Below are 21,746 nucleotides of genomic sequence, written 5' to 3'. Positions count from 1 at the left end.
AGTGGAGTGGCTGAGTGCGGAGAACGTCGTCGCCGTGGGCACGGCGGTGCTCGGTATCGTCGCGTCCGGCGTGATGGTCTGGTACGAACGCCGGGTGCCGCGCCGGAAGCGGATCGGTTATCGCGTCCAGATGGACAACCCCATCGGCGACGACGTCCGTTCGGGGCGGGCGAACAGACGCCTCGGCCTCTTCGACGAGGCTCCCGGCATGTCCGACGCCACCCTCGTCCTGCTGCGCATCGAGAACGACGGTTCGCAGAGCATCGCCGACAACGACTACACCGGGCGTGAACTCCACGGCCTCACCGCGGTGTTCACCGACCGCACGATCCGCGGCGTCTCGGTCACCCAGCCGGTCGGCACCGACCATCTGATGGACCACTTCACCCCGGCGGCCGGCCTCGGCTACGACACCAACACCCTGCGCATCCCGCGCGTCCCGCTCAACCCGCGTGACCACTTCAAGCTGCTGGTGCTGCTGTCCGGCGGTGACGTCGGCTGCCCGATCCGGCTCATCGGCGGCATCCGCGACGGCGAGGTGCACCCCAACCGCAGCGCCACCCCGGACGACAAGGCGCCCCTGTTCAGCCGCGCCTCCCGGCTGATCACCATCATGCTCACGGTGTGCGTGGTGACGCTCGCGGCGATCGTCGTGGTCCGTGACGACACCCCGCCCCCGATCGGCTGCGCCCACGGCACCCTCACCGTCACCGGTTCGACCGCGTTCGCCCCGGTCGTGGAGGAGGTCGCGAAGAAGTACGAACGGGACTGCGAGGGCGCGAAGGTCGTCGTCGACCCGCACGGATCGACCGCAGGGGTACGGGAGTTGGAGGCCACCGGGCTCGCGTCGACGAAGGGTTCCCCGGCCGTCGTAGCGCTCTCGGACGGACCCAAGCCGAGCGACATGCCGCGACTGCGCGAGAACCGGGTCGCGATGTCGGTCTTCGCGATCGTCGTCAACGACGGCATCCCTCTGAAGAACCTGTCGACCGCGGACGTACGACGCCTGTACCGGGGCGAGATCAAGAACTGGCGGCAGCTCGGCGGGCCGAACCTCGCGGTGCATCTGGTCAGCCGGGACGCCAACTCCGGTACGCGCCAGGTGTTTCAGCGCCGGGTGCTGAAGCGCGGTGAGATCGCCAATTCCTCTGTTGACTGCGTTCACAAGGACGATCCGACCGCGCCCGTCATCCGCTGTGAACTCGACTCCACGGACCAGGTGTTGAGCCAGGTCGCCGAACTCCCCGGCGCGATCGGCTACAGCGAACTCACCCTCGCGTCCGGCGCCAAGGGCCTGCACACTCTCCGGCTGGACGGCCATCCGCCCTCCGTGGACGCCATCGAACACGGGACGAGCGCCTACCCGTACCGCGAGATCGAGTACGCCTACACCTACGGCCAGCCCCCGGCCGACTCCCTCGCGTCGAGCTTCCTGACCTACCTCTCGCGGGGCAACGGCCAGGACGTGATCCGCACCCACGGCCACATCCCGTGCTGGACGCCGGAGGGCCTGAAGCTCTGCGCCTAGCTCAGCGCGCGGACCGGCTCACCGGGGCTCGGGCGGCCGCTGCCTCGGCATGTTCGGCCGACTGCCGCCGCCCGGCCCGCCCGGTCCCGGCGGCTGCGGGAACCTGCCCTGCACGACGGTCCCCTCCTGCCGGCTCCCGGGGACCACCGCCGACTGGATGCCCAGCGGCCCCGCCCCGGTCCGGAACTCCACCATCCAGTCGGCGGTCTCCACCCGGACCAGTTCCGTCACGTCCTCCGAGAAGCGCCGCAGCACCCCGAGGCACCGGTCAGCGGCCTCGCTCGCCGTGCCCTCCGCGGGCCCCAGAAACTCCCGTACGCCCTCCGACGCCCAGTCGAACTGGAGCACCTGGAGACGCCGCTGCACGGCCTGCGCCGTAGCGACGTCCCGCATCCAGCCGGACGTCATCCCGAAGAACCGGTCCCCGGCCACGCACGCGGCCCCCAGCAGCAGCGCCAGATAGCCCCAGGCGGCCAGCCCGTCCACCACCCCGGTGAGGTCCAGCAGGGGCAGCGCGGCCCCCGCCAGCGCGCCCAGCGCCGCGCCCGCGCGCAGCACCCGCGCCCCGCGCCGCTTCCACACCCGGTCCGTGAGATAGCGGTCCGCCGTCTCCAGCGCCCCGCGCTCGACCCACCGGTACAGCTCGTCCAGCCGGGCCGTCGGCTCGCCCCAGTCCCCGAGCGGAAACGTCCGCCCGGCCAGATCGCCGCCTTCGGGCTGAATCTCCGGCTGACCCACCCGGCACTCCCTTACGTCGTGTGACACCTGATGCTGATGTGCCGGACCCTTCCTACCGCCCAATGGGTGGCGAAGGATCTGGTTTCACCTCTTTTCCGCCCGGAAGTGGGTCTTGATCAGGTATAGGACACGGTGAGGACTCACTCGAAAGAGTGCTGAAGCGATGACTGCCCGGACCACGTAGGCTCGTGCCGAGCGCGGGAAACCTCGCCCATACAGCCGTATCCATGGCCGTTCCACGGCCGTATCCATGACTGACAGCCGACTGACAGCCGTACGAAACCAGGAGCTGATCGTGATTCCCGGTGGTGGCCAGCCCAATATGCAGCAGTTGCTGCAGCAGGCCCAGAAGATGCAGCAGGACCTGGCGGCCGCGCAGGAGGAGCTGGCGCGGACCGAGGTCGACGGACAGGCGGGCGGCGGGCTGGTCAAGGCCACCGTCACCGGCGCCGGCGAGCTCCGCGCGCTGAAGATCGACCCGAAGGCGGTCGACCCCGAGGACACCGAGACCCTCGCCGATCTGATCGTCGCGGCGGTCCAGGCGGCCAACGAGAACGCGCAGACCCTCCAGCAGCAGAAGCTCGGCCCGCTCGCGCAGGGGCTCGGCGGCGGCAGCGGTATCCCCGGTCTGCCTTTCTAAGACGGCCCGCGGCCAACTACGGTACGTACGGCACGTACCCGCACGACTCCAGGAAGGGCAGGCAGTCCGTTGTACGAAGGCGTGGTCCAGGACCTCATCGACGAATTGGGGCGACTCCCCGGCGTCGGTCCCAAGAGCGCGCAGCGGATCGCCTTCCACATCCTGCAGGCGGAGCCGACGGACGTACGGCGGCTCGCGCAGTGCCTGATGGAGGTCAAGGCGAAGGTCCGCTTCTGCGCGACCTGCGGAAACGTCGCGCAGGAAGAGCTGTGCGGGATCTGCCGCGACCCGCGCCGCGACCTCTCGGTCATCTGCGTGGTCGAGGAGCCGAAGGACGTCGTCGCGGTCGAGCGCACCCGCGAGTTCCGGGGCAAGTACCACGTCCTGGGCGGCGCGATCAGCCCGATCGAAGGTGTCGGACCCGACGACCTGCGTATACGAGAACTTCTCGCGCGGTTGGCCGACGGTACGGTCACGGAACTGATCCTTGCCACGGACCCCAATCTGGAAGGCGAGGCCACGGCCACGTACCTCGCCCGCATGATCAAGCCCATGGGCCTCAAGGTCACCCGCCTGGCCAGCGGCCTCCCGGTGGGCGGCGACCTGGAATACGCGGACGAGGTGACCCTCGGCCGCGCCTTCGAGGGGAGACGACTCCTAGATGTCTGACGCCACGCTGCATGCCACCGATCCGGACCCGGACGACTTCGCGGTCCAGATCGCGGACCAGGTCGAGAGCTTCCTGGTGGCCGTGTTCGAGGTAGCGAAGGGCGAGGACCCCGATTCGGCGGTCCCCTTCCTCCTCCTGGAGGTGTCCCAACTCCTCCTGGCAGGCGGCCGCTTGGGCGCGCACGAGGACATCCTCCCGGACGAGCGCTACGAGCCCGACCTGGGCCCGGAGCCGGACGTGGACGAGATCCGCGAGCGCTTCGCGGTGATGCTGGAGCCGATCGACGTGTACTCGGAGGTCTTCGACCCCTACGAGCCGCGCAAGGCCCCGGTACCGGCCCGTATCTCCGACGACCTGGCCGACGTCGTCGCCGACCTCCGTCACGGCATGGCCCACTACCGCGCCGGCCGCACCACGGAGGCCATGTGGTGGTGGCAGTTCTCCTACTTCTCCAACTGGGGCTCCACCGCCTCGGCAACCCTCCGCGCCCTCCAGTCCCTGGTCGCCCACGTCCGCCTCAACCAGCCCCTCCCGGAACTGGACGGCCTGGACACGGACGTGAGCATGGGCGACGAGACGCTGGAGTTCGAGGCGGGCGCGGTGATGGCGGAGGAGATCGCGGGGCCGCTGGGGATCAGGCCGGTCAAGTAGTCAACCAGCTGGTCAATCAGCGGTCTTTTCAAGCAGGTTGTGGGGCGCGGCGAGTACGCTGCGCCCCACAGTGCGTGTACGGGGATGTGCGGGTACGGGGACGAGGGGGACGCCTGATGGCCGATGAGGTGTGGATGGGGTTGGCCGAGGCGATCGGGGCGATCCGCGCGGAGCTTCAGCAGGCGGCGCGGGACGGAGCGGGGCAGGAGATCCAGTTCCGGACGGGGCCGGTGGAGATCGAGTTCGCCGTGGACATGAAGAAGGACGGGGAGGCACGGGCGAAGGTCTTGGTGCTCCCGTTCGGCGCGGAGGCGAAGGCCTCACGGTCGAAGGGCACGACGAGCCGCGTGAAGCTCACGCTCCAGCCGGTCGACGACGAGGGCGAGGACCGGCGTATCGCGGACGACTCCGGGGAACGCCCCAAGTAACGGGGAGCACGGGGGTGTTGGCCTGTGGCTAGGGACGTGCGGCGGGTCGTGGAGATCTGGAATCCGGTCGGAAAGTGTTCGGGGACCGGGTATCTGGTCGGGGATCAGCTTGTTCTTACGGCGCTTCACAATGTGCTGGGCTGCGGGGACTTGGAGGTCAGGGGTCTCGGCGACGACTCCAAATGGCTTGCGGCGGAGGTGCTGTGGCCGCTGACGGAGCCACTACCTGATCTGGAGCGGGAGCCGCAGGCGGACGGGGCGTTGGTCAGGATCACGGATCCGGGGTGGGTGCGGCCGGCCGGTGTTGCACCTGTCCGCTGGGGCCGGATCGACGGCGGCCCGGTCGTAGCGGACGAGGGGCGGCTGGAGTGCGTCGCGGTGGGCTTCCCCCGGTCCGAGGTACGGGACGGCATCCGGGACACGAAGGAGATCCGCGGCCACATCGAGAGGCTGACGGGGCTCAAGTCGGGTGGGCTGATTACGGCGTACGTCGACGGGGTCGCCGTGCCCGGCAGGCGGGACGAGAAGTCGTCGTGGGCGGGGGCTTCCGGGGCGGCGCTCTTCGTCAGGGGGCGGCTCATCGGGGTCGTGACGACCGATCGGCGGCGGGATTACGACGGGGATCAGCTGACGGCGGTGTCGGTGGTGGGGTTGGCGGCGCGGCCCGGGTTTGTGGCGGCGGTGGGGGAGTTGGTTCCGGAGGATGTTGCGGCTGCGGACCGGGAGGGACCGCCGCGTGGGACAACCGTGTACGACGTCGAAGTCCCGCCGGGTGTGAACAACTTGCCGGAGCTGCCGTCGCCGATTTTCGTCGGTAGGGCGGAGGTGATGGCGGAGCTGGAGCGGGCGCTTTCGGGGGAGTCGCAGACGATCACGCAGACGGTTCATGGGCTCGGGGGTGTCGGGAAGACGACTCTTGCCTTGCACTACGCGCATGACCATGCGGGGGCGTATCGGTTGGTGTGGTGGATTCGCTCGGATACGCCTGAGCTGATCGAGGCGGGTTTCGCGGCGCTGACTGTGCGGCTGCGGGGCGAGGAGCCGTCAGACCTCACTACTACGCAGGCCGCCGAGTGGGCTGTCGGGTGGTTGCAGACGCATCCTGGGTGGCTGCTGGTCTTCGACAACGCGGAGAGGCCGGGGGATGTGCATGCCTGGACGGGGCAACTACGGGCATCCGGGCGTCACTTGATCACGAGCCGGTACAAGCGGGGGTGGGTGTGCGAGCCGATCTCGTTGCGTGTGCTGGATCAGGAGGCTTCGTTGGCCCTCCTGTTACGCCTAGTCGGGGGCGGTGAGGAAGACGAGGCCCGCGCACTGGCGGACGAACTCGGTCATCTGCCGCTCGCTCTGGAACAGGCCGGCGCCTTCATCGCGCAGAGGGAGGTCTCGATCTCGGCGTACCGGGCCATGCTGGAGCAGTATCCGGCGCGTGCGGCGGCTGCGGCACCGGGCGGCTTTGACCCTGCGCGGACGGTGGCCCGGATCTGGCGCATCACGTTGGATGTGCTTGAGGGGCAGGATCCCAGGGCGGTGGAGATCTTGCGGATCGCGGCGTGGTACGCCCCGACAGGCATTCCGCGCTCCCTGTTTGAGCCGCTCGCCGAGGATCCGGTGGACCTTGCCCAACTCTTGGGGCTGTTGGCGGACTACAGCATGATCACGCTCGACCGGACTGGGGTCGGTATCCACCGCCTGATCCAGATGGTGGCCCGCACACCGGCGGCGGACGATCCGCATCGTGATCAGGCGCGCATCCTGGCCGCGCGTGAACGGGCTACGAAGCTGATGCTTGAGGAGCTTCCGCGCGATCCCAGGGGGAACGTTGCGGGTTGGCCGACATGGAGAGCCTTGTTTCCCCACGCCGAAGCCATCCTTGACGTGTTCGAACCGGGTGAGGACACGGCTGAGATTCATTTCATCCTCACTCTGACGGGGCAGTTCCTGCAGGAGCAAGGGCAGGTGAGTCAGGCAACTGAGTGCTTTGTCCGTTCTCTAGCAGCGGCTACTCGGCTCTTCGGTGAGGATGACCCGAGCACGCTGAGTTCGCGGAACGACCTAGCTGTCGCGTATCGGGAGTCGGGGGATGTGGTGCGGGCGGTCCCGTTGTATGAGCGGACGTTGGAGGATTGTGTGCGGGTGTTGGGTGAGGATCATCCGGACACGCTGGCTTCGCGGAACAACCTGGCCTACGCGTATCAGGTGTCGGGGGATGTGGTGCGGGCGGTTCCGTTGCTTGAGCGGACGTTGGAGGACCGTGTGCGGGTGTTGGGCGAGGATCACCCGGACACGTTGATTTCGCGGAACAACCTGGCTGGCGCGTATCGGGAGTCGGGGGATGTGGTGCGGGCGGTTCCGTTGCTTGAGCGGACGTTGGAGGACCGTGTGCGGGTGTTGGGCGAGGATCACCCGGACACGCTGACTTCGCGGAGCAACCTGGCTGGCGCGTATCGGGTGTCGGGGGACGTGGCGCGGGCGGTTCCGTTGTTTGAGCGGACGTTGGCGGATCGTGCTCGGGTGTTGGGTGAGGATCATCCGGACACGTTGATTTCGCGGAACAACCTGGCTGGCGCGTATCGGGTGTCGGGGGACGTGGCGCGGGCGATCCCGCTCTACGAACAGGCACTGGCCGGCTGTCTCCGTGCACTGGGCGAGAACCACCCGACGACAAAGATCGTCCGCTCGAATCTCTCCACCGTGCGCGCCCAACAGCCCTCACCTACGCCCCCACCAGCTCCAGCACCGCCCCCAACCGCCCCGCCTCCACAAACGGCGCCGTAACCGTAGGCTCGCTGTACCACCGCAACGGCCACGTGTTCCCGTAGAGCGCCGGAATCCCGATGTACGTGACGGTACGAGCGCCCCGGCCGCCGAACTGCTGCACACCCAAAGGCCAGTTGTGCCGGCGCACTTCCCCGGGCGCCAGCAGGAAGTACATCCACCGGAACCCCGCGGCCTCGCAGACGACGGGCCCCGCATCCCCGTCGGCGGCCTCGATGAGACGCGTGGCGACCTGTTCTCCCCGTACGCCCTCGATGCGTACGGCGTCGAAGTGGACGCCGGTGAGGCGGAGTTGGTGACCGGATGCGGGAATCCAGTCCGGTAGATGAATTGATTCGGTCATGGTCACACGTTGGCGTTTGCGAAGCTACGCTCGGTAGTGACTGAGGTGATACACGCCGGGGTGTATCGGTCGGAGGTGGGTGCTGTGCCGGGCCAGTCCAACGCCAACTCCCTGCCGCCTGTGGCCTGGCGGTACATCGGGAACCAGCTGAAGCGGTGGCGCACCAAGGCCAACGTGAGCCGCGAGGAGCTGGCCGCCGCCTCCAACTACTCGCCGGACACCATCAAGTCGATGGAGCAGGGCGTACGGATGCCGACGCCGCGCGTGCTCGACGTAGCCGATGGGATGTGCCGGGCTGAGGGGATGCTGAGCGCGGCCAAGGACTACTTGCAGAAGGAGAAGTCTCCGGCGCGGGCGCAGGACTTCATGGAGCGGGAGCAGGAGGCGATCAGCCACTGGTCCTACGAAGCGACCCTGATCCCTGGGCTGTTGCAGACGGAGGGATACGCGCGGGCCTTGATGGAAGGACGCTATCCGCCCGTGGGTCAGGAGACGGTGGAGGAGCGAGTGGTGGCTCGTCTGGAGCGTCAGTTGCTGCTTACGCGCACTCCTCCCGTGGCTTTCGTGTTCCTGGTCTACGAGGCGGCGCTGCGCACCCCGCTGGTGGACGGGGAACAGGTGGGACACATCCTGGACATGGCGCGGCTCAGCAACGTTCTGGTCCAGGTGCTGCCCTTTGAGTCGTTCGTCTCCACCGCGCTCATCGGACCGATGGTGTTGCTTGAGACCCCCGACCATGAACGGCACGCCTACTCGACGGGGCAGGCGATGAGGCAACTCACCACAGACCCAGAAGTGGTGAGCAACTATCTGGCGCGTCTTAGCCTGCTTCGGACGATGGCTCTGGGCCCTGCTGAGACGGCCCAGTTCCTCGAACGGATTGCGGCACAGCAATGACAGAACAACTCGTGTGGTTCAAGTCGAGCTACAGCGACAACGAAGGCGGTGCCTGTGTCGAGGTCGCCCTCCCCGCACCGCAGTTGACCGTCCACATACGCGACTCGAAGAACTTCGCGGGACCCGAACTTGCCCTCCCTGCCCCCGCCTGGACGGCGTTCCTCTCCGGAGTCTCCGCAGCTCACCCCGGAGCTTGAGCCCCGGGATCCGAGCTCTTTTCTTGGGTTCTGGGCTGGTTGAAAACAACCCAACCAACCAAGCCTGTACGTGAGTTGAGGGGGGTTTAACCCGAACGGGTGACCTTCGGTGATCAGCTTGCGCTGGAACGTAAAGCCACTCTAGGTTCACGGCAAACAAGCAAATAGTTCGGCCCCGGTCGGTGTTGGTAGCACCGGCTCCGGGGCCTAGACCTACGGATCGAAAGAGACTCGATCGTGGCTTACGCCCAGCCTAGCCCTGCCCTGCCGTCCCCGTCGCACCCCATGGCCAATACGGGCTACGGAAAACGCGCCACGGGTGACGAAGACCCGCACGCCGACCCGGACTTCGCACATCTGCTCCCCCGAGACGCCGAGATCGCCGTCTTCATCGACCACCTCGACAACGGTCACGCCATGGGCCACAAGGTGATCGCGGCCGAGCACCCCCGCTACGGCCAGCAGGCCTGCCGTACGTCTCTCAAGAGCCTCACCGAGGCCGGCCACCTGCGCTGGATCAAGGAACACATCACCGTCGAGGACAACTCGATGCGGTGGGTGACGCGGACGTACTGGTCGCGTACGCCCAGGTCGGCGCGGTGGTGGGCCGAGTTCGCGCGTGAGCGCCACGGCAGGGACGTCACGCGTGACTACCAGCCGGGCCTGGCAAGGACGGAAGACCCGACCCCGACCCCTGCCCTGGAGAACCAGAGCGAGACCGAGACAGAGACCAAGACCGACGGGACACCGGCGACGGACCCGACCCCCGAGCCCAGCGCCGCGTACCGCGCACTCGCCCAACTCCGCGCCGCAGAGCCCCGTATGTCCCTCTCCGAAGCCGAGTGCCGAGCCCTCGAACCCCTCGCCGCCGAGTGGCTGGCACGAGGCGCCACCCCGGCCGACATGGCCCGCGCGCTGACCGACGGACTGCCACCCACCGTCACGAACCCGGGCGGACTGGCCCGCAACCGATTGGAGTCGAAGATGCCCCCGAAGAAGAACGACGCCGCCGAGACCCGCCCTCTCCGCGCTCGTGTGACCCGCGTGCTCATGGCCTGCGCCACCTGTGACGCCGACGAGCGGACGGCGAAGATCATCAACGGCGTGTGCGAGGAATGCCGGGCGGAGCCGGACCTGAGCGAGGAGGAGATCAAGAAGGGGTTCGAGGAGATCGCCTACCTGGGAACCACGACGGCCCGCTTCCTGAAGCAGAAGCTGGAACGCCGTACGGGCGGGCCCGTGCCCGACACGTTCCGCCCCGTGCCGATCGAGGACCGCGTCCACTATCACTACCGCGACAACCGCGACCGCATCGCGAACGGCCTCCCGCCGAGGCGCTGGAACCCGTGACGGTCGAGAAGCGGCACGGAGGAGAGGGCGGCGGCGTCATGACCCCCAGGACCACAACCCCTTCCCCACCGCCGTCACCCCACCTGCCAACGCCAACGACAACACCAGCACCCGCGCCCGGGGTTCAGCTATCCGCCCTGCCAGCCCCCGCCCGATCACCCCGCCCACGACCATCGCGGCGACGACGGCGACCCACCGTGCCCCACTCAGCGAGGGCACCCCGTTCGCCGCGACCGAGAACGCGTTGACGACGACCCCGTAGAACTGCGCGTTGGGCACGAACTCCCGTACCGTCCAACCCGCGTTGACCGCGTACAGGGAGATCGGTGGGCCGCCGACGCCCGCGGCCGCGTTCATGAAACCGCCCGCCGCGCCCGCTGCCACCGCGCCCTTCGTGCCGCGTAGGGCCGCGACCCGGGCGCCGCGCATCACCAGGAGGACAGCGACCGTCACCAAGCTGCCCATCACCAACAGGAGCACGGGCGGGGGGAGTTGGCGGGTCATCCACGCGCCCGCCGGTACCGTGCACACCGCCGCCGCGCACAGGGGGACCATCGCGCGCGCCCGTACCTGCCGCCAACCGCCCGCCAGACCTACGACACTGATCGCGCCGGCGGCGCAGTTGGCGAGGACGACTCCCTGGGACGGACCGAGCAGCAGGACGAGGGCCGGGACGGCGACTAGGGCGAAGCCCATGCCCGTGAGCCACTGGACGGAGGCGCCGAGCAGGACGATTCCGCCCAGGAGTATGTCGGTGGTCATGGAGCAACATCATTCAGGGGGAGGGTGTAGCCCGCTACACCCTCGGTTCGGGACCGCACTCCCTCGTCGCGGACCTGCGGAAACGGGATCGTTGAACTCGTCAGCCGGTGAACGAGCCACCGGCTCCGAGATCCCAAGGATGCCCGTCATGAAGAACCTCCTCTCCTCCAAGCCCGTCCTCTGGTTCCTCTTCCTCTTCAACCTGGCCGTCGCCGCCATCGCACCCTTCGTGGTCGACGGAACGCAGGGCGTGATGACCGCCGTCGGCATGGGCGTCGTATCGCTGGGAGCCGGTGTCAGCCTCGTCCGGGACCGTGGTCAGGCGGTCGCGGCGCGTTAATTGGGTCGGTCCTGGCCGCCCCCTGTACGTCCGCTGCACGGGCGCTAACCGGCCGAACGCGAGGCTTGAGTCATCCCAAAAGGCACCAGTACCACTGGAGTTGAGATGACCCGCCGGTCCATGAGCAAGCGTGCAGCAGTCGTCACCGTCACCACCGTCCTGGCCCTCGGCACCCTCGGCACCGTCGCCGCGACCGCCGGCCCCCAGCACGACGCCAAGCCCAGCAAGAAGCAGATAGCCGCCCTCTTCGACGGCTGGAACGCCGCCCTGCAGACCGGCGACCCGAAGAAGGTCGCGAACCGGTACGCGCCGGACGCCGTGCTCCTGCCCACCGTCTCCAACGAGATCCGCACCGACCGCGCCGAGATCGTCGACTACTTCGAGCACTTCCTGCCGAACAAGCCGGTCGCGAAGAAGGTCGAGACGTACATCAACGTCCTCGACAGCAACTCGGCCATCGACGCGGGCGCCTACGACATCACGCTCACCGACCCGAAGACCGGCGAGAAGCGTGTGGTGGAGGCCCGTTACACCTACGAGTACGAGAAGCGCGGCGGCAAGTGGCTGATCGTCAACCACCACTCCTCGGTGATGCCCGAAGGGTGATCACCACCGACAGCCCGTTGCCATGGGGGTCCCCCCGGTCGAGCGAAGCCGAGACTGGGGGAGCGTCCCTGAGGGTCACCGTTCCGCCGTCGTCCGTCACCAACTGGCGTACGACGGCCAGGCCCAGGCCCGAACCGGTGCGCCCGGTGAGGCCCTGACCGCGCCAGAAGCGGTCGAAGGCGCGGGACTTGTCCGGGTCGGACATGCCGGGGCCCTCGTCCGTCACCGTCAACTCGACCTCGTCGCCCCGGAGTTCGGACCGTACGGTGATCGTCGCGCCGTCCGGTGACACCTCCAGGGCGTTCGACAGCACGTTGTCCAGGACCTGTTCGAGATGACCGGGACTGGCCAGCACGAGCGGCCGGCCGTCGACGACACTCCCCCCGAGCGCGATGTCGACTCCGCGCTCGTCGGCGGCCGGTCTCCACACCGAGAGGCGTTCGGCGACGATCTCCCGCAGGGACAGGGGTTCCGCCGCCGTCACCTTCGCCTCGGCCCGCGCCAGCACCAGCAGCCCGTTGACCAGGCGGCTCATCCGGACCACCTCCGCCGTCGCCTGTTCCACGTCCTCCCGTACGAACTCGTCGTCCACGCCGTCCGCGATGTTGTCCAGCGACAGCCTCAACGCCGTGAGCGGGGTGCGGAGTTGGTGGGAGGCGTCGGCCACGAAGATGCGCTGCGAGGCGATGAGGGTGTCGAGGCGTTCGCCCGCCTGGTTCAACGTCCTGGCCAGTGTCTGGGTCTCGTGCGGGCCCGTCACCGGGGAGCGGGCGGTCAGGTCGCCGTCGCTGAACCTGCTTGCCATGTCGTTGAGTTGGCGCAGGGGGCGGGTGAGGCGGCGGGCCACGATCGCGCCCAGGCCGGCCGCCACTGCCAGGACCCCTACCGCGAGGATCGCGCGGAAACCCCAGATCTGCCACAGCCGCCGGGTCAGGTCGGAGGTCGGGTACGTGATGCGGACGGCGCCGACCGTCCGGCCGTCGCGCTTCGCCGGTTCCGTCACCTCCAGCTCCCCGTCGCCCCAGTGCGTCGCGGTCTTCGCCCGGGCGGCGGGCAGGACTTCGGCCGTGCCGGGGGTCTCCTGCGCGTACGCCACGATCATGCGGTCCAGCGCGGCGCGCGAGGCGGCGTCGCCGCTCAGCAGGAGGGCCATCGTCTTCGCCTCGCGCTCCACCGACTGCTCGGTGTCACCGCGGAGTTGGGCGGTCAGCGTGAAGGCGACGGGCACGGTGAACGCGGTCAGCGCCACGGCCACCAACAGGACGTAGCTGACGATCAGTTGCCGGATCATGAGGAGGGCGCGCTGTCTGTGATCTCCAGGCGGAAGCCGACTCCCCGTACCGCCTCGATCGTGATCGCGCCCGCCAACTTCCGCCGTAGCGCCGCCACATGGACGTCGAGCGTCTTCGTCGGGCCGAACCAGTTCGCGTCCCAGACCGCTTCCATGATCTGTTCGCGCGACATCAGCGCGCCGGGCTCCTCGGTGAGGAACGACAGCAGGTCGTACTCCTTGGGAGCGAGGGGGATTTCCTCGCCGTCGAGGCGTACGCGGGCGGCCTTGCGGTCGATGGTGAGGCGGGTGCCGTAGGCGTCGGGGCCCGCGGCCTCCGCGGCGGCGCGGGGCTGGGCCCGGCGCATCACCGCCCTTATGCGCGCGATGACCTCGCGGACCCCGAACGGTTTCGACACGTAGTCGTCCGCGCCCAGCTCCAGGCCGACCACTCGGTCCGTCTCGTCGCTGCGTGCGCTGATCACGATGATCGGGATGTCGCCGCGGGCGCGCAGCGCCTTGCACACGTCGAGGCCGTCGGTGTCGGGCAGGCCGAGATCGAGGAGGACGACGTCGTAGGGGGCGGAGTGGGCCAGGGCGGCGGCGCCCGTGGTGACCCAGTCGACCTCGAAGCCGTAGCGGATCAGTCCGCGTCGCAGGGACTCGGCGACCGGCTCATCGTCTTCCACCAGAAGTACGCGCACACGGCGCACCTTAATGCTTGAAACTTAATTCACAGGCGTGACCTGTGACCCTTGGCACTTTTCCCGCACCCCTTGAGTGGGCATGCGCTGACCTGGGCGTCCGAATCTCACCATGCGATACCTGGGAAGGGAATTTCGGGCGCTCGTTAAACTGAGCCGACACACCAGGACTGAGCGAGGAGCGCACGTGGGCCTTGTCGTGCAGAAGTACGGAGGCTCCTCCGTAGCCGATGCCGAGGGCATCAAGCGCGTCGCCAAGCGAATCGTCGAAGCGAAGAAGAACGGCCACCAAGTGGTCGTCGTCGTTTCCGCGATGGGCGACACGACGGACGAGCTGATCGATCTCGCCGAGCAGGTATCTCCGATGCCCGCCGGGCGTGAGTTCGACATGCTGCTGACCGCCGGGGAGCGGATCTCCATGGCGCTGCTGGCCATGGCGATCAAAAACCTGGGGCATGAAGCCCAGTCGTTCACCGGGAGCCAGGCAGGCGTCATCACCGACTCGGTCCACAACAAAGCGCGGATCATCGACGTCACGCCCGGTCGGATCCGTACGGCGTTGGACGAGGGCAACATCGCCATCGTCGCCGGGTTCCAGGGTGTGAGCCAGGACAAGAAGGACATCACCACGCTGGGCCGGGGCGGCTCGGACACGACCGCCGTCGCCCTCGCCGCCGCGCTCGACGCGGAGGTGTGCGAGATCTACACGGACGTCGACGGTGTGTTCACCGCCGACCCGCGTGTGGTGCCGAAGGCGAAGAAGATCGACTGGATCTCCTTCGAGGACATGCTGGAGCTCGCCGCCTCCGGCTCCAAGGTGCTGCTCCACCGCTGTGTGGAGTACGCCCGCCGATACAACATCCCGATCCACGTGCGGTCCAGCTTCAGCGGACTTCAGGGCACGTGGGTCAGCAGTGAGCCGATTGGGGACCAGAAGGTGGAGCAGGCCATCATCTCCGGTGTCGCGCACGACACCTCCGAGGCCAAGATCACGGTCGTCGGCGTGCCCGACAAGCCGGGCGAGGCCGCGGTGATCTTCCGGACGATCTCCGACGCGCAGGTCAACATCGACATGATCGTGCAGAACGTGTCGGCGGCCTCGACGGGCCTCACGGACATCTCCTTCACCCTCCCCAAGGCGGAGGGCCGCAAGGCCATCGACGCCCTGGAGAAGAACAAGGGCGGCATCGGCTTCGAGTCGCTGCGCTACGACGACCAGATCGGCAAGATCTCCCTGGTCGGCGCGGGCATGAAGACGAACCCCGGCGTCACCGCCGACTTCTTCACCGCCCTGTCCGACGCGGGCGTCAACATCGAGCTGATCTCGACCTCCGAGATCCGCATCTCGGTCGTCACCCGGGCCGACGACGTCAACGAGGCCGTCCGCGCCGTGCACACGGCGTTCGGCCTCGACTCCGACAGCGACGAAGCCGTCGTCTACGGAGGCACCGGCCGCTGATGGCCACCATCGGAGCGACCGTGCGTCCGACGCTCGCCGTGGTCGGCGCGACCGGGGCCGTCGGCACGGTCATGCTCCAGATCCTGTCCCAGCACGCGGACATCTGGGGCGAGATCCGCCTGATCGCCTCCCCTCGCTCGGCCGGCCGCAAGCTGGCCGTGCGCGGGGAGCAGGTCGAGGTGGTGGCCCTGACGGAGGAGGCCTTCGACGGGGTCGACGTCGCCATGTTCGACGTCCCCGACGAGGTCTCCGCCCAGTGGGCGCCGATCGCCGCCGCCAAGGGCGTGGTCGTCGTCGACAACTCGGGCGCCTTCCGGATGGACCCGGAGGTGCCCCTGGTGGTCCCCGAGGTCAATCCGCACAAGGTGCGGCACCGGCCGCGCGGGATCATCGCCAACCCGAACTGCACGACCCTGTCGATGATCGTCGCCGTGGGCGCGCTGCACGCCGAGTTCGGGCTGCGCGAGCTGGTGGTGTCGTCGTACCAGGCGGTGAGCGGGGCGGGCCGGGCCGGGGTGGACACCCTGCGCCAGCAGCTGTCCCTCGTGGCCGGTACGGACCTGGGTACCAAGCCCGGTGACGTACGGCGGGCCGTCGGGGACAACACCGGGCCGTTCCCGGAGCCGGTCGCGCTGAACGTCGTACCGTGGGCTGGGTCGCTGCGTGAGGACGGCTGGTCCTCGGAGGAGATGAAGGTGCGGGACGAGTCCCGCAAGATCCTCGGGCTGCCCGCGCTGCCGGTCGCCGTGACGTGTGTGCGTGTCCCGGTGGTCACCACGCATTCCCTCACCGTCCATGCCCGGTTCCAGGGCGAGGTCACCGTGGACGGGGCGCGCGAGATCCTCGCCACGGCCCCGGGGGTCGTCCTCTTCGACAATCCGGCCGCCGGGGAGTTCCCGACGCCTGCCGACGTGGTGGGCACCGACCCGACGTGGGTGGGGCGGCTGCGGCGGGCGCTGGACGATCCGACCGCGCTCGAACTGTTCGTCTGCGGCGACAATCTGCGCAAGGGAGCCGCCCTCAATACCGCGCAGATCGCCGAGCTGGTGGCCCGCGAGCTGGCGTGAGTGCAGGCCCCACCTACCCTGCCCGGCCGTAAATCCGCTGGCCAGTGGCGCACGAGTTTGTAGGATCAGTGTGCGCGATGTGGCCGGATTAATGGTTGGGACCCCTTGAATCCAGCCACCTCCGCATCCGAAGATTTCACTCCCCGCTTCCCGCAACCGCGCGGCGAGCGGGGAGCGTCTTTGCGAACGCCCTTCAGGTGGGCGCGTGGTGATGCGGTAAGGGGCGTGGGGACGCCCCGGACTTTCGTGACACAGGGGAAGAGCGGGTAGGCATGAGGGTGTTCGACGCACTGCCGGTTGTGCTGCCTGACACCAGACGGGTGGGTGAGGACGCAAGACAGGTGTGTGGACTGTCTGTTTCGTCTGACGTAAATGTGACGGCCGACGCGTACAACCCCCAAGGGGGGAAGCGTGTCCAACTGGCGTGGCTCAGGTACTCGACTTCACTGCGGCACGCGGTACGGCCCTCCGGCCTCCGCGTGGATCCCGTGCGCCCGGCGGCATGCCGGTGATCGCGCCGATGCCCGCAGCGCGGCCCGCCCGCATCCCGAACCAGCGTGACGGTGTCGACGACGCCGTCGCGGCCGGAACGACTGTCGACCATCTCACCGAGACCTACCGGGCGCACTACCGCTCGCTGCTCGGCCTGGCCGCACTCCTCCTCGACGACACCGCCTCCTGCGAGGACGTCGTCCAGGAGGCGTTCATCCGGGTCCACTCGGCGCGCAAACGTGTCCGTGACCCCGAGAAGACCCTGGCCTATCTGCGCCAGACGGTCGTCAACCTCTCCCGCTCGGCCCTGCGCCGCCGCATCCTCGGCCTCAAGCTCCTCTCGAAGCCGATGCCGGACATGGCCAGCGCGGAAGAGGGCGCCTACGACCTGCTGGAGCGCGACTCCCTCATCAAGGCCATGAAGGGACTGCAGCGCCGCCAGCGCGAGGTCCTGGTCCTGCGCTACTTCGCGGACATGACCGAGGCGCAGGTCGCCGAGTCGCTCGGCATATCGCTGGGCTCGGTGAAGGCGTACGGCTCGCGCGGGATCGCCGCCCTCCGGATCGCCATGGAGGCCACGGCATGAGCGACAAGGCCGACGGAAACGGCACGGCCGAGGGAGACGGCTCGCGTGAACGGCGCGAGCCGAACATCCGGCGCGGCCCGACCTGGGCGCGCAAGGAACCGCCGAACGAAACACATGCTGGGAACGGAACTGTGAACCACGGCCCCGACGAACAGAGCCCCACCGGGCCGAGCCTCGACGGGAACCCCGAGACCCCCGAGAACCCTGAGAACTCCGGGGACTCCAGGGACTCCGGGGACATCGAGGGACGGCACCCCGTAGTACCCGTAGGACCTCCGGGCCCCGGAGGACAGGGCCCCGACGAGCGCGGCAACGACCCGCACGGCGATGACGTATTCGGCGCCGCAGTCTTCGGCGCCGATGGCTTCGACCCCGACGAGCTGGCCCTACGGCGGCTGCTGCACCAGGCGGTCCAGGAGGTCGAGCCGCGCGACGGCACGCTGGACCATCTGCGCAAGGCGGTACCGGCCCGTCGGGCCCGCAAGCGCCAGGCCCTCGTCGGCATGGCCGCCACCGTGCTCTTCTTCGGCACCGCGATCCCGGCCCTCGTGCACGTCTCGAACTCCACCGGCTCGAACGCCGACCCGTCCATCATGGGCAACAGCTCACAGGCGCAGGGCGGCACCACCCAGGGCAAGGGCCCGGACGGCGGTTCCAGTACTGCGGGGGGTGCCTCCGGGCGGGCCTCGCAGAACCCGGGCGGCCACAAGAACGACGGCACGGGCAAGACCCCCGGCCGCGGCACCGTGAGCGCGAACCCCTCGGCCAGCGCCGGGACGGCCGCGTCCGTCTGCACGGCCGAGCAGCTCGGCGCGTCCAACTCGACGGTGGACGCGGCCGATGCGGCGGGCATCGTCTACGGCACGTTCAGCGTCACCAACACCTCCGGCACGAGCTGTACCGTCGACGGCCCCGGCACCGTAGGCACTGCCGCCGTGGGCGCCGCCGACTCCACCAAGATCAACGTGGCGCAGCACAACTCCGGGGACGCGGCGGCCGGCCTGCCCGACCCGTCGACGGAGGTCTCCCAACTGGTGCTCCAGGCGGGCGCCTCCTACGTGGTCAAGTTCGCCTGGGTGCCCTCCGAGACCTGCCCCACCACGGGCACCAGCACCGGCGGCACCACCACCGGCGGTTCGACGCCCACCCCGACGCCCACCGAGGACGCGAGCACCAGCAGCGGTTCCACGAGCGGCGACACGGGCACGTCCACCCAGCTGCTCCGTACGGACGGCACGCTCGACGGCAGCGTCCAGGTCTCCCACACGGCGGAGGCGGGCTCCCCGACGGTCACGGCCACGGTGCCGAACGCGTGCGCGGGGACGGTCTACCGGACGGGCCTGCTGGCGGGGTCGTAGACCGGACTGCGGGTCCACAGGTGGTGGTCAGCCGGGTCGGGGGACCCGGCTGTGTCTGTGTCGGGCCACGTCAGACGGTCGCGTGGGCCGCTTCCTCGTTCTCGTCCTCCGGGACCAGGCCCAGCTCCGCGTCGCGCGCGAACTCCACCTCGCGGCGCAGCAGGCGGAACCACATGAAGACGACGAACCCCGCGAAGACGAACCACTCGCCGGTGTAGCCGAGGTTCTGGAAGGCCTTCAGGTCGAGGCCGGTGTTCGCGGGCGCGGTCGCCGGTACGGCCTTCATCCCCGAGTCGCCCTTGTCGAGGGTGATCCACGCGTCGTACAGGTGGTACGGGACCAGGTTCACCAGGGAGGCCGCGCTGATCGCCGCGGTCTGGCCGGACGGCAGCCCGCCCTGCGCGCTGACGCCGTTGTCGCCCGGGGTCTCGGACGCCTGGAGGGAGCCGGTGACAGTGACTTCGCCGGTCGGCGCGGCCGGTGCCTTCGCGGCATCGGGCTTGCCGGGGATCCAGCCGCGGACGACGGGGAGGGCCTTGCCGTCGTCGGTGCGCAGCAGGGTGAGGACGTAGAACCCGTTCTTCTCGCCCAACTGGCGGTCGGGGACGAGGAGTTGCTTGCCGTAGCGGCCGGTCGCGGTGGTCTGCCGGCCCGAGGTGCTCTGGTCGACGGGGAGCAGTGAGGCGAGGGGGCGCGCGGCTTCCGTGCGGTCCGTCTCGACCTGCTTGGTGGCCTGGTGGCTGCTGTCCACGCGCGCCTGGAACCGGCTCAGCTGCCACGACCCCATGAAGATGCAGAAGGGGATGGCGAGCAGTACGAAGACGTTGATGCCCCACCAGCGCGATGTCAGCAGAAACCGGTACACGACTCCCACGGTACGGGGCTCCCGTAAGGGTCTCGGCTCGGGGGTCGGCCCGAAGGTTCACCCGGCGTCGGCAATGCTCCGGCCGGGACTTGGTCGAAGTTATCCACAGGCTGAGGATCCAGTCAGTGCAATGTCTGTGTGGGCGGGCAGTATGGGGCCATGACTGAGAGCAACGGGTCCGAGAACACACCGGACTGGGAGAAGCGCTTCCGGGCGCCCCGCGTGTCCCTGCCCGACTGGGCGGAGGACGCACCCGACCGTTCCCTGTTCGTGTCGAACGCGACAGGGACGTATGAGCTGTACGCCTGGGACCGGGCGACGGGCGAGCAACGCCAGGTCACGGACCGGCCGAACGGCACGACGGACGGTGTGCTCTCCCCGGACGGGGAGTGGATCTGGTGGTTCGACGACAAGGACGGCGACGAGTTCGGCGTCTGGCGCCGCCAGCCCTTCAAGGGCGGCCCTGACGAACCCGCCGTCCCCGGCCTCGAACCGTCCTACCCGGCGGGGGTCGCCCTCGCGCGGGACGGCAGGACCGCCGTGGTCGGCCGCTCCACGGACGAGGACGGTACGACGATCCACCTCGCCCGCACCGATGACGAGACCACGCTGATCTACCGCCACCGCGAGTCGGCGGGCGTCGGCGACCTCTCGCACGACGGTTCGCTGATCGCGATCGAGCACACGGAGCACGGCGACGCGATGCACTCCGCGCTGCGCGTCCTGCGCCCGGACGGCACGGCGGTCGCCGACCTGGACGACACCAAGGGCGGCACCGAGGAGCTGGGCCTTGAGGTCCTCGGCTTCGCACCGGTCGACGGCGACACCCGTCTCCTCATCGGCCATCAGCGGCGCGGTCGTTGGGAGCCCTTGGTGTGGGACGTGGTCAAGGGCGGCGAGACGGACCTGTCCCTGGACCTGCCCGGCGACGTGAGCGCCGAGTGGTACCCGGACGGCTCGGCCCTCCTCATCGCGCACAGCTTCGAGGCCCGCAGCGAGGTGTTCCGCTACGACCTCGCCTCGGGCGGGCTGGAGAAGGTGCCGACGCCGCCCGGTTCGGTCTCCGGCGCCACGGCCCGTCCCGACGGCAGCGTCGAATACCTCTGGTCGTCGGCCGCCGAGCCGTCCGCCGTGCGCTCGACGACGGGCGAGGTCGTCCTGGACCCGCCCGGCCTGAGGTCCCCCGGCTCGGTCCCGGTGGAGGACGTGTGGGTGGAGGGTCCCGGCGGCCGTATCCACGCCCTGGTCCAGAAGCCGGCGGGCGCGACCGGCCCCCTGCCCACGGTCTTCGACATCCACGGCGGCCCGACCTGGCACGACAGCGACTCCTTCGCGGCGGGCCCGGCGGCCTGGGTCGACCACGGGTACGCGGTCGTCCGGGTCAACTACCGCGGCTCGACCGGCTACGGCCGTGCATGGACGGACGCCCTGAAGTACCGGGTCGGCCTGATCGAGCTGGAGGACATCGCGGCGGTCCGGGAGTGGGCGATCACCTCCGGCCTCGCCGACCCCGCCCGCCTGATCCTCACCGGCGGGTCCTGGGGCGGCTACCTCACCCTCCTCGGCATCGGCACCCAGCCCGACGCGTGGACCCTGGGCATCGCGGCGGTCCCGGTCGCCGACTACGTCACGGCGTACCACGACGAGATGGAAGCCCTGAAGGCCATGGACCGCACGCTCCTGGGCGGCACCCCCGAGGAGGTCCCGGCCCGCTTCGAGGCATCCTCCCCGCTGACCTACGTCGACGAGGTCACGGCCCCGGTCTACATCTCGGCCGGCGTCAACGACCCGCGCTGCCCGATCCGCCAGATCGACAACTACGTGAAGCGGCTCGAGTCGCGGGGTGCGGTGCACGAGGTGTACCGGTACGACGCGGGGCACGGGTCGCTGGTGGTGGACGAGCGGATCAAGCAGGTGAAGCTGGAACTGGACTTCGCGGAGCGGCACTTGGCGAAGTAGGCGGGGTTTCCCGAAGGGTCGGTCTTCTCGGGAGTCGCGTGCGGAGCGGGGATCC

General features: G+C 69.1%; 22 protein-coding genes. 16 read left to right on the top strand and 6 right to left on the bottom strand.

Going from position 1 to position 21,746, the window contains the following annotated elements; translation table 11 throughout:
* Position 1 precedes the first annotated feature (1 nt).
* Entirely contained in the window at positions 2-1,528 is a 1,527-nt protein-coding gene (locus OG504_RS25195; protein WP_405991843.1) for a substrate-binding domain-containing protein, read from the top strand.
* An 18-nt stretch (positions 1,529-1,546) separates the two neighbouring features.
* On the opposite strand, the gene OG504_RS25190 is transcribed toward OG504_RS25195, so the two are convergent.
* Positions 1,547-2,266, bottom strand: coding sequence for an SLATT domain-containing protein (locus tag OG504_RS25190; protein ID WP_405991842.1), 720 nt, complete (start codon positions 2,264-2,266; stop codon positions 1,547-1,549).
* Positions 2,267-2,561: 295 nt separating this feature from the next.
* On the opposite strand from OG504_RS25190, the gene OG504_RS25185 reads away from it, so the two are divergent.
* The 5 genes from OG504_RS25185 to OG504_RS25165 all read left to right on the top strand — a co-directional run bounded on the left by OG504_RS25185 (position 2,562) and on the right by OG504_RS25165 (position 7,436).
* The gene (locus tag OG504_RS25185) at positions 2,562-2,906 is read left to right on the top strand and encodes a YbaB/EbfC family nucleoid-associated protein (RefSeq protein ID WP_078652697.1); all 345 of its coding nucleotides are present in this window, start codon (positions 2,562-2,564) and stop codon (positions 2,904-2,906) included.
* 69 nt (positions 2,907-2,975) lie between these two features.
* A complete protein-coding gene (gene recR / locus OG504_RS25180; RefSeq protein WP_019070339.1) occupies positions 2,976-3,575 on the top strand; it encodes a recombination mediator RecR in 600 nt (199 codons plus the stop codon).
* Positions 3,568-4,227: a DUF5063 domain-containing protein gene (locus OG504_RS25175; protein ID WP_405991841.1), complete on the top strand. Its 660-nt coding sequence runs from the start codon at positions 3,568-3,570 to the stop codon at positions 4,225-4,227. The genes recR and OG504_RS25175 overlap by 8 nt, the downstream gene beginning before the upstream one ends.
* A 116-nt stretch (positions 4,228-4,343) precedes the next feature.
* Positions 4,344-4,655 carry a trypco2 family protein gene (locus OG504_RS25170; RefSeq protein WP_390166581.1) on the top strand — a complete coding sequence of 104 codons (312 nt, stop codon included), beginning with the start codon at positions 4,344-4,346 and terminating at the stop codon, positions 4,653-4,655.
* A gap of 24 nt (positions 4,656-4,679) precedes the next feature.
* Positions 4,680-7,436, top strand: a complete 2,757-nt coding sequence (locus OG504_RS25165) for a tetratricopeptide repeat protein (protein WP_405991840.1) — start codon at positions 4,680-4,682, stop codon at positions 7,434-7,436.
* On the opposite strand, the gene OG504_RS25160 is transcribed toward OG504_RS25165, so the two are convergent.
* Positions 7,375-7,785, bottom strand: a complete 411-nt coding sequence (locus OG504_RS25160) for a hypothetical protein (RefSeq protein WP_405991839.1) — start codon at positions 7,783-7,785, stop codon at positions 7,375-7,377. The two genes, OG504_RS25165 and OG504_RS25160, sit on opposite strands and share 62 nt — an antisense overlap.
* A gap of 78 nt (positions 7,786-7,863) precedes the next feature.
* Here OG504_RS25160 and OG504_RS25155 point away from each other — a divergent pair, with 78 nt between their 5' ends.
* The 3 genes from OG504_RS25155 (at position 7,864) to OG504_RS25145 (ending at position 10,223) form a co-directional block, all read left to right on the top strand.
* Entirely contained in the window at positions 7,864-8,676 is an 813-nt protein-coding gene (locus OG504_RS25155) for a helix-turn-helix domain-containing protein (protein WP_405991838.1), read from the top strand.
* Positions 8,673-8,873: a DUF397 domain-containing protein gene (locus OG504_RS25150; RefSeq protein WP_405991837.1), complete on the top strand. Its 201-nt coding sequence runs from the start codon at positions 8,673-8,675 to the stop codon at positions 8,871-8,873. The genes OG504_RS25155 and OG504_RS25150 overlap by 4 nt, the downstream gene beginning before the upstream one ends.
* Before the next feature lie 285 nt (positions 8,874-9,158).
* On the top strand, positions 9,159-10,223 hold the full coding sequence (locus OG504_RS25145) for a hypothetical protein (RefSeq protein WP_405991836.1): 1,065 nt from the start codon (positions 9,159-9,161) through the stop codon (positions 10,221-10,223).
* A 36-nt stretch (positions 10,224-10,259) separates the two neighbouring features.
* Here OG504_RS25145 and OG504_RS25140 read toward each other — a convergent pair whose 3' ends face one another.
* On the bottom strand, positions 10,260-10,985 hold the full coding sequence (locus OG504_RS25140) for a TSUP family transporter (protein WP_405991835.1): 726 nt from the start codon (positions 10,983-10,985) through the stop codon (positions 10,260-10,262).
* Between the two features lie 148 nt (positions 10,986-11,133).
* Here OG504_RS25140 and OG504_RS25135 point away from each other — a divergent pair, with 148 nt between their 5' ends.
* Together OG504_RS25135 and OG504_RS25130 are read left to right on the top strand one after the other, a co-directional pair.
* Positions 11,134-11,325 (top strand): hypothetical protein, encoded by a 192-nt coding sequence (locus tag OG504_RS25135; RefSeq protein ID WP_405861182.1) that lies wholly within the window; start codon positions 11,134-11,136, stop codon positions 11,323-11,325.
* A 105-nt stretch (positions 11,326-11,430) separates the two neighbouring features.
* Positions 11,431-11,931, top strand: coding sequence for an SgcJ/EcaC family oxidoreductase (locus OG504_RS25130; RefSeq protein ID WP_405991834.1), 501 nt, complete (start codon positions 11,431-11,433; stop codon positions 11,929-11,931).
* On the opposite strand, the gene OG504_RS25125 is transcribed toward OG504_RS25130, so the two are convergent.
* On the bottom strand, positions 11,897-13,222 hold the full coding sequence (locus OG504_RS25125) for an ATP-binding protein (protein ID WP_405991833.1): 1,326 nt from the start codon (positions 13,220-13,222) through the stop codon (positions 11,897-11,899). The genes OG504_RS25130 and OG504_RS25125 overlap by 35 nt on opposite strands.
* The gene (locus tag OG504_RS25120; RefSeq protein ID WP_405991832.1) at positions 13,219-13,905 is read right to left on the bottom strand and encodes a response regulator transcription factor; all 687 of its coding nucleotides are present in this window, start codon (positions 13,903-13,905) and stop codon (positions 13,219-13,221) included. The genes OG504_RS25125 and OG504_RS25120 overlap by 4 nt, the downstream gene beginning before the upstream one ends.
* A gap of 187 nt (positions 13,906-14,092) precedes the next feature.
* Between OG504_RS25120 and OG504_RS25115 the strand changes: the two genes are divergently transcribed.
* The 4 genes from OG504_RS25115 to OG504_RS25100 all read left to right on the top strand — a co-directional run bounded on the left by OG504_RS25115 (position 14,093) and on the right by OG504_RS25100 (position 18,867).
* Positions 14,093-15,364, top strand: coding sequence for an aspartate kinase (locus tag OG504_RS25115; protein ID WP_366435608.1), 1,272 nt, complete (start codon positions 14,093-14,095; stop codon positions 15,362-15,364).
* The gene (locus OG504_RS25110; protein WP_033284854.1) at positions 15,364-16,431 is read left to right on the top strand and encodes an aspartate-semialdehyde dehydrogenase; all 1,068 of its coding nucleotides are present in this window, start codon (positions 15,364-15,366) and stop codon (positions 16,429-16,431) included. Before OG504_RS25115 ends, OG504_RS25110 begins: the two co-directional genes overlap by 1 nt.
* Before the next feature lie 502 nt (positions 16,432-16,933).
* On the top strand, positions 16,934-17,509 hold the full coding sequence (locus OG504_RS25105; RefSeq protein ID WP_019063113.1) for a SigE family RNA polymerase sigma factor: 576 nt from the start codon (positions 16,934-16,936) through the stop codon (positions 17,507-17,509).
* Positions 17,506-18,867, top strand: a complete 1,362-nt coding sequence (locus tag OG504_RS25100) for a hypothetical protein (protein WP_405991831.1) — start codon at positions 17,506-17,508, stop codon at positions 18,865-18,867. Before OG504_RS25105 ends, OG504_RS25100 begins: the two co-directional genes overlap by 4 nt.
* A gap of 70 nt (positions 18,868-18,937) precedes the next feature.
* Here OG504_RS25100 and OG504_RS25095 read toward each other — a convergent pair whose 3' ends face one another.
* Positions 18,938-19,732, bottom strand: a complete 795-nt coding sequence (locus tag OG504_RS25095) for an SURF1 family protein (RefSeq protein ID WP_405991830.1) — start codon at positions 19,730-19,732, stop codon at positions 18,938-18,940.
* 159 nt (positions 19,733-19,891) lie between these two features.
* Between OG504_RS25095 and OG504_RS25090 the strand changes: the two genes are divergently transcribed.
* Positions 19,892-21,691 carry a prolyl oligopeptidase family serine peptidase gene (locus OG504_RS25090; RefSeq protein WP_405991829.1) on the top strand — a complete coding sequence of 600 codons (1,800 nt, stop codon included), beginning with the start codon at positions 19,892-19,894 and terminating at the stop codon, positions 21,689-21,691.
* Positions 21,692-21,746 lie beyond the last annotated feature (55 nt).

Origin of the sequence: Streptomyces sp. NBC_00986 (assembly GCF_045162565.1) — a bacterium.
Lineage (GTDB): Bacteria > Actinomycetota > Actinomycetes > Streptomycetales > Streptomycetaceae > Streptomyces.
This window is presented reverse-complemented; position numbering and strand designations above follow the sequence as displayed.